Genomic DNA, 10,115 nt, shown 5'->3' on the forward strand with positions numbered 1-10,115 from the left:
ACTCGGTCGGTCGGGTCAGCGAAGGGTTCAGGTCATGACAGAGCGCTACACATCGTCGACGTCGGCGGCCATCGCCACCGCCCGGCAGCAGACTCTCGGCGATCTGTTGCGCAGAACGGCGCTGCGTACACCGGACAAGACCGCGCTCGTCAATGGTGATGTCTCCCTGACCTTCGGCGAGTTCGACACTGCGGTCAACCGGTGCGCCAACGCGCTGTCGGCGCGCGGGATGTCCAAGGGTGATCGGCTCGCGTTGGTCAGCCACAATTGCTGGCAGTTCGCCGTGCTGCACTACGCGACTGCGCGGCTCGGCGTGATCCTGGTGCCGGTGAACTTCGGTCTCGGTCCCGAGGAGATCGCCTTCATCCTCGATCACTCGGGTGCCGGCGTGGTCGTCGCCGAGGACGCGCTGGCGCCGACCGTGGGCACGGCCGTCGACCTGTCCGGCCAGACGAGTGTGGTGCGCGGCTGGATACCGGTCTCCGGTGCACCCGCCGACGACGGGTGGGAGAGTGTGGACGGGTGGATGACCGCCGGGGATGCAACGGTGCCGTCCGTCGCGATCGCCGACGACGACCCGCTGCGACTGATGTACACGAGCGGCACCGAGTCCCGTCCCAAGGGAGTCCTGTTGTCGTCGAAATCGCTGATCAGTCAATATGTCTCGTGCATCATCGACGGCGAGATGAGCGGTGACGACATCGAGGTGCATGCGCTGCCCCTGTTCCACTGCGCCCAGCTCGACTGTTTCCTGTCGGTCGACGTCTACCTCGGCGCCACGAGCATCATCCTGCCGGGTCCCGACCCCGCGGCCATCCTCGAGACCATCGAGCACCGTGGCGTCACCAAGCTGTTCTGCCCACCGACCGTGTGGATCTCGCTGCTCCGTCATCCGGACTTCGACCGCCGTGACCTGTCGTCGTTGCGTAAGGGGTACTACGGCGCATCGGCTATGCCCGTCGAGGTGCTGCGAGAGCTGGGAGAACGACTTCCCGACGTCGCGCTGTGGAACTTCTACGGGCAGACCGAGATGTCGCCGCTGGCGACCATTCTGCAGCCACACGAACAACTCGACCGCGCAGGCTCGGCCGGGCGCGCAGCGCTCAACGTCGAGACGCGGGTCGTCGACGACGAGGACAATCCGGTCCCGATCGGCGAGGTCGGCGAGATCGTCCACCGGAGTCCGCATGCGTGCCTCGGTTATTACAACGACGAGGAGAAGACGGCTGCTGCGTTCCGCAACGGCTGGTTCCACTCTGGCGATCTCGGTGTCGTCGATGCCGACGGCTATCTCTCGGTGGTCGATCGCAAGAAGGACATGATCAAGACGGGTGGCGAGAATGTCGCGTCACGCGAGGTCGAGGAGGCGATCTACCTGCTCGACGGCGTCGCAGAGGTCGCGGTTTTCGGTGTGCCGCATCCGAAATGGATCGAGGCGGTCGCGGCCGTCGTCGTACCCAAGGGCGACGCGACGATCACCCAGACAGCCGTCGACGAGCACCTCGCCGGAATCCTTGCCGGCTACAAACGGCCCAAGTACGTGGTGGTGGCCGACGCTCTGCCGAAGAACCCGAGCGGCAAGATCCTCAAGAAGGACCTACGTGTCCGGCACGCGGACATCGCGCAGCAGTGATCGTCACCCTCGCAGCGGTAGCATTCCGTCCCGCCCAGCGACACGGAATGCTATGGCTGCGAGTGGCTTCGGCGGTCAGGCGAGCGTGCTCAGTGCCTTGAGTCGGGTGTGCGCCTGAGTCATGATCGACTGGATCAGCTCGTCGCAACTGGGTAGGTCGTCGATAAGGCCGACGACCTGACCCGAAGCGAGGACACCCGCGCGGGTGTCGCCCTCGACCAGGCCGGCCCGTAGCAGCATCGGGGTGTTGCCTGCCATGATCACCTGCTGCCAGGTACGTTCACCGGACTTCCGCATGGTCCGACCGTCGCGAAGCATCGTCGTCCACTTCATGCCGGTCATCTGCTTGAACTCGTTGGCATTTCGGGCTGCGGCGATCAAGGCCTTAGCGCGGCTGCCACTCTCGAGCGCCTCCACCAGCGGGGTGCGCAGGACGCGGTGTGGCATCCCGTCGACCTTCACCGAGACCACGGTGTCGCCGAGTCCCCGCCCGAGGTACTCCTGTTTGACGGCGTCGGGAACGGCGCTGTCGGAGGTGAGCAGGAACCGGGTCCCCATCGCGACGCCTTCGGCGCCGTACGACAGCGCGGCCGCCAGACCCCGCCCGTCGAAGAAGCCGCCCGCTGCCACCACCGGGATACCGTTCTCTCCCAGAGCGTCCAGCACCGACGGCAACAATAGGGTGGTCGCCACCGGTCCGGTGTGTCCGCCGCCTTCTCCGCCCTGCACGATGACGGCGTCGGCACCCCACGACGCCACCTTCACGGCGTGCTTGGCGGCCCCGATCGACGGGATGACCACGACGCCGTGGTCCTTCAGCTTGGCGATCAACTCCTGTTTGGGTGCCAGCGCGAACGACGCGACCCGCACACCCTCGCGGATGAGGAGGTCGATGCGCTCGGGCGCATCGGTGGCGTCGGCACGGATGTTGACGCCGAACGGCTTGTCGGTCAGCGACTTCGTCTTCGCAACTGCTGCTTCGAGTTCAGCGTAGGTCATCGTCGCCGACGCGAGGATGCCGAGTCCGCCTGCGTTCGACGTCGCCGACGTCAGCGACGGACCCGACACCCACCCCATTCCGGTCTGGACGATCGGATACTCGACGCCGACGAGCTCGGTGAAACGCGTACTCAACCCTGCCGCGCGGGCGGTACTCGCTCCGCCCGCTCGCTCCGCTGCGGGCGCGGTACTCGCTCCGTCCGCTCGTTCCGCGGTACTCACTTCACTTCTCGATTCCGGACGCCCTTGGGATCGAGCACATCCCGGATCAGCGAGAGTTCTTCGGCCGACGGTAGACGTGTCGTCGGAGCGGAGTCCAGGCCCGCGACCTCGAATCCGGTGTTCTCGGCGACCTCTTCGGGGCCGACTCCGGGGTGCAACGACCGCGCACGCATCGTGTGACTTGGACCCTCGAAGTCGAAGACTCCCAGGTTGGTCACCACGCGGTGGATGTTCAGGAAGCGGAAGGCCGGATTGTCCGGATCGACCTTGTCGTAGCCGACACCCGCGACGATGTCGACGTTGTCGCCGAACACCCTGGTGGAATGACGCGGAACCCAGTAGCTCGTCGGATGATTGATGGTGTTGCCGGGTGCGCCTCGGACACCGAACATCTGTCGGGTCGGTTGCTGCAACGGTCCGAAGGCGGACAGGTTCTGGTTGCCATATCGGTCGATCTGGTTGGCGCCCATGACGACATGACGCCGGCCGGAGGCGACCACGTCGAACACCTTCCGGAACGGCATCCACCCCTCGATGGGGCCGGACTTGCCGATGGCCGGCGTATCGGCCAAGATCAGCGCTTCTCCATCGGTGATCAGGAGGTCGGGCTCGGTGGTGAGCCGTGCCAGGCGTGCGCCGAGCAATGGTGTCGGCGCCATCGGCGACGCCATGATCTCGCCGGCGCCGGAGAAGATCTCGGCGCAGGCGATCACGCACACCTCGGCCCGGGTGACCTCGGCCGCGTCGGCCGACGGTGTGGACTCGGTGGTTGCGTTGGTGCTCACTGCTGATCCTCCTGCTCGCTCTGCCACTCGGTCACCGCGCGTTGATAATCGGTCTCGTCGACCTCGAGGAATCGTGCGGAGAACGCCTTCCAGGTCTCGGGTTCCTTCGCGGACTCGACATAGAACTGCTGGAACTTCTCATCGCGTCCGTACTCGCCGGCGAAGGTGAAATGTGCACCGTTGGGAGTGTGTACGACGCGGTCGACGTTCATCCGGTTCAGCAGGAGGCGTTGTGTCGGAACGGTCTTGACGAGCACCTCGGTGGAGACCAGCTGATCGGTCTCCAGGTAGCGACGCTCCGCGGCGGCGCAGAACAGGTCGTCCATGTACGGATCGACACCCGTGTAGGCGGCGTTGCCGCGGTTGTCGGCGAGGTCGAGATGGACGAAGGCGGCATCCAGACGCAACGCCGGCATCGCGATGAGGGTCTCGGCCCGTCCGTCCTCGCCCGGGTACGGGGAGGTGACGGTCTGCAACTCGCCGTCCCAGAAGTTCGGCACATCCGAGCCGAGTCCTGCGCGGATCGGCAGGAATGGCAATCGGGCTGCGGCTGCCTCGAGGCCGCACTTGACCATGCCCTCATCCATCTCGCGGGCTTCGAGAGTGCCCGACGTCCGTGCCTTCGCAAACCACGGATCGTAGAACGGAGCCGAGTCGAGGGACACGAATCCGTAGTAGGCACGCTTGACCTTGCCTGCCGCGCAGAGCAATCCGAGGTCCGGTCCGCCGTAGGTGACGACGGTCAGGTCCTTGACGTCGGAGCGGGCGAGGGCGCGGACCAGAGCCAGCGGCTTACGGCGCGAGCCCCAGCCGCCGATGCCGATGGTCATGCCGTCACGCAGTTCGCCGATGACGTCGTCGAGCGAACTGGTCTTGTCGGTCGGGGTGGCCGCCATCAGGCTTGTCCTCCATTGGTGTTCGATGCTGCGGTGTCGAGGGCCTTCCCCGTCGAGACGAACGCATCGCGATGCTCGTCGGCGACGCCGGCCAGATTGAGTTCGAACGTGAAGCCCTGCTCGAGCCGGTAACTGCTCTTCACGTCGATCGGGTCGATGTGGTTGATGGCCTCCTTGGCCGCCCGGATGACACGGGTGTCCTTGGTGGCGATCTTCTCGGCCACCTCCATCGCGGCGCCCAGCAGTTCGTCGCGGCCGACCACGCGGTACACCGAGCCGAAGTGTTCGAGCTGCTGCGCGGTGACGTTCTGCGCTGTGTAGTAGAGGGTCCGCATCATGTGCTGAGGGACCAGACGCGCCAGGTGTGTGGCCGCACCGAGTGCGCCGCGATCGACCTCCGGCAGTCCGAAGACGGCGTCGTCGGTGGCGACGATGACGTCGGCGTTGCCCACGAGTCCGATGCCGCCGCCGACACAGAAGCCGTTCACTGCGGCGATCACCGGGACGGCACAGTCGTACACCGCGGAGAACGCGGCGGCGCATCCGCGGTTCGCGCCGATGAGTGCGTCGAAACCCTCGGTGGCCTGCATCTCCTTGATGTCGACGCCGGCGTTGAAACCGCGCCCCTGCGCCCGCAGGATCACGACGTGCGTGGACATGTCCTGACCGGCCGCGGTGATGGCATCGGCGAGTTCGAACCACGCCGCCGACGGCAGTGCGTTGACGGGCGGGTAGTCGACGGTCACCGTCACGATCCCGTTCTCGGTGCGTGTCGTGGTGATCGGCACACCTGCTCCTCTCGGGTACGAATGCGAACCAAGCAAGTGCTTGGTTGTTTGGTAGGGTAGCACCCATGACGTCAGAGGGGCAGGCCGCAGGCCGGCCGGCATCGGCTCGGGACCTGGGACTCGACAAGAAGGTCGTGCTGGTGACCGGAGGTACGCGCGGGGTCGGCGCGGGTATCACCCGCGTCCTCAGCGACCTCGGTGCTGTCCCGGTGGTGTGCGGTCGCCATCCCGGGACGGACGCCGATGTCGAGTTCGTCGCCTGCGATGTGCGCGACGCCGATGCCGTCGACGCGATGGTGCGCGGCATAGCGGAGAACCACGGGAGGCTCGACGGCGTGGTCAACAATGCCGGGGGGTCGCCGTTCGCACTGGCCGCCGACGCCTCGCCGCGTTTCTCGAGCAAGATCGTCGAACTGAATCTTCTGGCGCCCCTCGCGGTTGCGCGTGCCGCGCAGGCGGTGATGACGGGCCAGGAGGCCGGCGGTGCGATCGTGAACGTGTCGAGCGTGAGTGGCCATCGACCGTCGCCGGGGACCTCGGCCTACGGCGCGGCCAAGGCCGGTCTGGACAACATGGTCACGTCGCTGGCCATCGAGTGGGCGCCGCACGTGCGCATCAACTCGGTCGTCTGTGGCGCCGTCCTCACCGAGCAGGCACACCTGCACTACGGCGACGACGACGGTGTCGCGGCCGTGGGTGCGACGATCCCGATGGGTCGATTGGCGATGCCGGAGGATGTCGGCAACGCGGTCGCCTTTCTGCTGAGCCCGATGGCCGGATACATCACGGGCTCCACGCTCACGGTGCATGGTGGAGGAGAACGCCCGGCCTTCCTGGCCGCGGCCACCGCCGACAACAAGATGTGATCAGTCGTGCGCTGTCGGCGCGCGACCGAGAGGACAAACGAGGGGAAGATCTTGTCTGACAAGCTGAATGAAGGACGCGTGGCAATCGTCACCGGGTCGGGTCAGGGCATCGGTCGCGCGCATGCGCTGGCGTTCGCGGCAGACGGTGCCAAGGTTGTCGTCAACGACTTCGACGCGAACGCCGCCCACTCGGTCGCCGACGAGATCACCGCGGCCGGTGGCCAGGCCCTCGCGATCGTGTCCGATGTCGCAGACTGGGCTGCCGGTGCGACGATGATCGACTCCGCGGTCAAGGAGTTCGGTGGCCTCGACATCATCGTCAACAATGCGGGTTTCGTCCGTGATCGCATGCTGGTCGCGATGTCTGAGGACGAGTGGGATGCGGTGATCCGGGTCCATCTCAAAGGACACTTCGTGACGATCCATCACGCCGCCGCGTTCTGGCGTGCACAGTCCAAGGCGGGACAGCAGCCGGTGGCGCGCATCATCAACACGTCGTCGGGCGCCGGCCTCTTCGGCTCGGTCGGCCAGGGGAATTACGTTGCGGCCAAGGCGGGTATCTCCGCTCTCACCATCCAGGCGGCCGCCGAGCTGGGGAACTACGGTGTCACGGCGAATGCCATCGCGCCGTCGGCGCGGACACAGATGACGATGAGCGCCGGGGACGCGATGGCCGCGCAGATGGCGGCACCGGCCGACGGGTCGTTCGACGCGATGGACCCGGCGAACATCTCGCCGCTGATCGTCTGGTTGGGGTCGCCCGAGTCGTCGGCGGTGACCGGTCGGGTGTTCGAGGTCGAGGGCGGGCGGATCACCGTCGTCGACGGATGGCAGCGCAGCGCTGAGCAGGACAAGGGATCTCGGTGGGCGCCCGGCGAACTCGGCCCCGTCGTCGAGGAGATCCTGGCCAAGTCGCCGGTGCCCGTGCCGGTCTACGGCGCGCGGTAGTCGTGACGCCGAACGTCGATCCCGAACGGGCTTCCGAACGCATTGCGGTGGCACGAGCCTACGTCGATGCACTTCTCAGTCATGACCCGTCGGGCGTCTCGCTGCACGTTGACTGCACGCGCACCGAGATGGGTGTGAAGACGGGGCGAAGTGGGCCGCACATCGCGCGAAGTCTGGCGCGCGGCCCACAGTTCCGGCTCATCCACCGCATCAGCGACTTCACGGCCGACGTCGACGGACACACGGTGTCCACCAGGTACTGGGTGTACGTGCGGCCCAAGGCGATCGGGCTCGCCGCCCATGTCAGCGAATCGTTCGTCGTCGACGAGGACAATCGGATCCGGGCGATCGTCGCCCGGTTCGGGGTGCCGAGGCGACGCGTCGGACCCTGACCCTTCGTGACGCTCGCAGGCTCGCTCCTCAGGGATCGGGAGGCGCTCGCAGGCTCGCTTTCCGTGTGCGGTCCCTGAGGAACGGAGCGCCAGCGCAGTGTCTCGAAGGGTCGCGCCTACGAGCTCGGTGCGCGGACCACCATCGGGACGCCGGGGAAGTCGGCGGCCATCTCCGAGCGTGACTTCCGCAGCGCGGCTGTGCCATATCCCTTCTTGCGGTGATCCGGGTGGATCCAGATCCGGACGTCGACCTCGCCGTTGACGAGCTCGCCGAAGACGAAGCCGACCTTGGTGTCACCTTCGAGAGCAACCAGCCACACGGCGTCCTCGTTGTCGACGCGCTCGGTGGCCTTGGCGATCTCCTCGCCGAGGTCTCCCGCCGGGCTCCCGGAGCCGTCGCCGGCGACCTTGAGCTCCTCGGTGCGCACCTTGAAGAGGTCGGCGTCGTCGGCAGCGGAGAAGGGGCGCAGATCGAGGGAGTCGCCACTGCTCGCCGGGCGCTCGGCCAGTGTGAAGGTCAGAGCGTTGTTGAGGTCGTCGAGTTCGGCCTGGTTCTTGCGGCGCTCATCTTTGGTGAGTTGGTAGAAGGACATCCCCAGGACGGCCTCCGCGCCGAGTGTGGATTTCCCCAGAAGGGTGGCGATGGCCTCGACCGCCTCGTCGCGGGTCTCGGCATCGACGATGGCGTCGAGGACGTCATGGCGACGCTCGAGTGCGGTCAGAAGTGCGTCGGTGATGTCGCGGCGAGTGGTCGCCAGGTCAAGATCGGTCATGACTCCCGATGGTAGTTCAGCACCGCGCGCGATGTGCCGCCGACGACATTCCTCACCACCACAAACTGAAACACGTTCTATCTATGATTTTGGGGTCCAGGGATGTCCGTATTGCCACGTCATGGCATCCGAATCTCACCCGGTCCTTCCCTGATGCTGTAACACGTCCTAGTCTTGATGACCATGACGGATGTTCAGGATGCGACGACCGACTTCGACCACCTGCGCGGCGGTACCCACCTCGGCGACCTGTTGGTCGCGGCTCTGCGCCGACACGCGAGTCGCAAGGTGCTGTTCCTCGGCGAGACCGAGCTGACCGGTCGCGAGATGGCCGACGCGGTCAGCCGGTATCAACAGGCGTTCGAATCGCTGGGCGCCGGGACCGGATCGACGGTCGGGTTGCTCGCGCTGAATCGCCCCGAGGTGTTGCTGGTGATCGGTGCGGGGCAGACCCAGGGTTGGCGCCGTACCGCGCTGCACCCGCTCGGTTCGCTCGACGATCACGCCTACGTGCTCTCCGACGCCGGCGTCACCACCCTGGTCATCGACCCGGTGCCGATGTTCGTAGAGCGTGCGCTCGCACTGGTGGAACGTGTGGACAGCCTGAAGCAGGTCCTCACTCTCGGTCCGGTTCCCGAGGAACTCGCCGCCTACGGGCGCGACGTGATCGCCGAGGCGGAGAACTATCAGCCCAAGCCGCTGGCCGCTGCGGATCTGCCGCCGGAGCACGTCGTGTCCATCACCTACACCGGCGGCACCACCGGAAAGCCGAAGGGCGTCATCGGAACCGCGCGAGCGATGTCGACGATGACCCAGATTCAGCTGTCCGAGTGGGAGTGGCCGGAGAACCCGCGATTCCTGATGTGCACACCGCTGTCGCACGCGGGTGCCGCGTTCTTCGTGCCCACGCTCATCAAGGGTGGATGCATGGTGGTCATGGCGAAGTTCGATCCCGCCGAGGTGCTGCGCGTCATCGAAGAGGAACGCATCACCGCGACGATGCTCGTGCCGTCGATGCTCTACGCGCTGATGGACCATCCCGATTCCCGGACCCGCGACCTCTCGTCCTTGGAGACCGTGTATTACGGTGCGTCGCCGATCAATCCGGTGCGCCTGGCCGAGGCGATCGAACGCTTCGGTCCGATCTTCGCCCAGTACTACGGCCAGTCCGAGGCGCCGATGGTGATCAGTTACCTCGGCAAAAACGACCACCCGAAGCCCGGCGAGGACTCGCGTCGGCTCAGCAGTTGCGGACGACCGTCGGCCTTCTTGCGCACCGCGTTGCTCGGGCCCGACGACAAGCCGGTCCCGCAGGGTGAGCCGGGGGAGATCTGTGTGGCGGGCCCGCTGCTCGCGGGCGGCTACTGGGGTCTACCGGAACAGACCGCCGACACGTTCCGCGACGGATGGCTGCGTACCGGCGACGTCGCGCGCGAGGATGCCGACGGATTCTGGTACATCGTCGACCGGACCAAGGACATGATCGTCACCGGTGGTTTCAATGTCTTCCCGCGAGAGGTGGAAGACGTTGTCGCCGAACATCCCTCGGTCGGGCAAGTGGGGGTCATCGGGGTCCCCGACGACAAGTGGGGCGAAGCGGTCACCGCCGTCGTCGTGCTGCGCGCAGACGCCGATCAGGGAGATGTGGCCAAGGAGACGGTGACGAAGGAGATCCAGCAGTCGGTGAAGGACCGCAAGGGTGCGGTCCAGTCGCCCAAGCAGGTGATCTTCGCGGAGTCGCTGCCGCTGACAGCGTTGGGCAAGCCCGACAAGAAGGCGCTGCGCGCACAGTTCTGGGAGGGGTCGGGTCGCG

10 protein-coding genes are annotated in these 10,115 nt (G+C 66.4%); 5 read left to right on the forward strand and 5 right to left on the reverse strand.

Annotation, left to right across the window (positions count from 1 at the left end; all coding sequences use genetic code 11):
* Positions 1 to 34: 34 nt before the first annotated feature.
* Positions 35 to 1,633, forward strand: a complete 1,599-nt coding sequence (locus EEB19_RS25005; RefSeq protein ID WP_187590028.1) for an acyl-CoA synthetase — start codon at positions 35 to 37, stop codon at positions 1,631 to 1,633.
* A 75-nt stretch (positions 1,634 to 1,708) separates the two neighbouring features.
* Here the strand turns inward: EEB19_RS25005 and EEB19_RS25010 are convergent, their stop codons facing one another.
* Genes EEB19_RS25010 through echA20 form a run of 4 tightly spaced genes read right to left on the reverse strand, consistent with a single transcriptional unit; the run spans position 1,709 to position 5,323 of the window.
* Positions 1,709 to 2,854 carry a nitronate monooxygenase family protein gene (locus EEB19_RS25010; protein WP_262365909.1) on the reverse strand — a complete coding sequence of 382 codons (1,146 nt, stop codon included), beginning with the start codon at positions 2,852 to 2,854 and terminating at the stop codon, positions 1,709 to 1,711.
* On the reverse strand, positions 2,851 to 3,639 hold the full coding sequence (locus EEB19_RS25015; protein WP_187590029.1) for a CoA-transferase subunit beta: 789 nt from the start codon (positions 3,637 to 3,639) through the stop codon (positions 2,851 to 2,853). The genes EEB19_RS25010 and EEB19_RS25015 overlap by 4 nt, the downstream gene beginning before the upstream one ends.
* On the reverse strand, positions 3,636 to 4,535 hold the full coding sequence (locus EEB19_RS25020; protein ID WP_187590030.1) for a CoA transferase subunit A: 900 nt from the start codon (positions 4,533 to 4,535) through the stop codon (positions 3,636 to 3,638). Before EEB19_RS25020 ends, EEB19_RS25015 begins: the two co-directional genes overlap by 4 nt.
* On the reverse strand, positions 4,535 to 5,323 hold the full coding sequence (echA20, locus tag EEB19_RS25025) for a (7aS)-7a-methyl-1,5-dioxo-2,3,5,6,7,7a-hexahydro-1H-indene-carboxyl-CoA hydrolase (protein ID WP_187590031.1): 789 nt from the start codon (positions 5,321 to 5,323) through the stop codon (positions 4,535 to 4,537). Before echA20 ends, EEB19_RS25020 begins: the two co-directional genes overlap by 1 nt.
* Before the next feature lie 65 nt (positions 5,324 to 5,388).
* On the opposite strand from echA20, the gene EEB19_RS25030 reads away from it, so the two are divergent.
* From EEB19_RS25030 to EEB19_RS25040, 3 genes are read left to right on the forward strand one after another with little or no spacing between them, the layout of a single operon-like run.
* Entirely contained in the window at positions 5,389 to 6,189 is an 801-nt protein-coding gene (locus tag EEB19_RS25030) for an SDR family oxidoreductase (RefSeq protein ID WP_187590032.1), read from the forward strand.
* 51 nt (positions 6,190 to 6,240) lie between these two features.
* Entirely contained in the window at positions 6,241 to 7,137 is an 897-nt protein-coding gene (locus EEB19_RS25035; protein WP_187590033.1) for an SDR family oxidoreductase, read from the forward strand.
* A 2-nt stretch (positions 7,138 to 7,139) separates the two neighbouring features.
* Positions 7,140 to 7,529, forward strand: a complete 390-nt coding sequence (locus EEB19_RS25040) for a hypothetical protein (RefSeq protein WP_187590034.1) — start codon at positions 7,140 to 7,142, stop codon at positions 7,527 to 7,529.
* 116 nt (positions 7,530 to 7,645) lie between these two features.
* Here the strand turns inward: EEB19_RS25040 and EEB19_RS25045 are convergent, their stop codons facing one another.
* Positions 7,646 to 8,302, reverse strand: coding sequence for a GNAT family N-acetyltransferase (locus tag EEB19_RS25045; RefSeq protein ID WP_187590035.1), 657 nt, complete (start codon positions 8,300 to 8,302; stop codon positions 7,646 to 7,648).
* Positions 8,303 to 8,485: 183 nt separating this feature from the next.
* Here EEB19_RS25045 and fadD8 point away from each other — a divergent pair.
* Positions 8,486 to 10,115: fatty-acid--CoA ligase FadD8 (gene fadD8 / locus EEB19_RS25050; RefSeq protein ID WP_187590036.1), on the forward strand; the 1,630-nt coding region annotated here is incomplete at its 3' end.

The organism is Gordonia sp. OPL2 (genome assembly GCF_003797825.1).
GTDB lineage: Bacteria > Actinomycetota > Actinomycetes > Mycobacteriales > Mycobacteriaceae > Gordonia.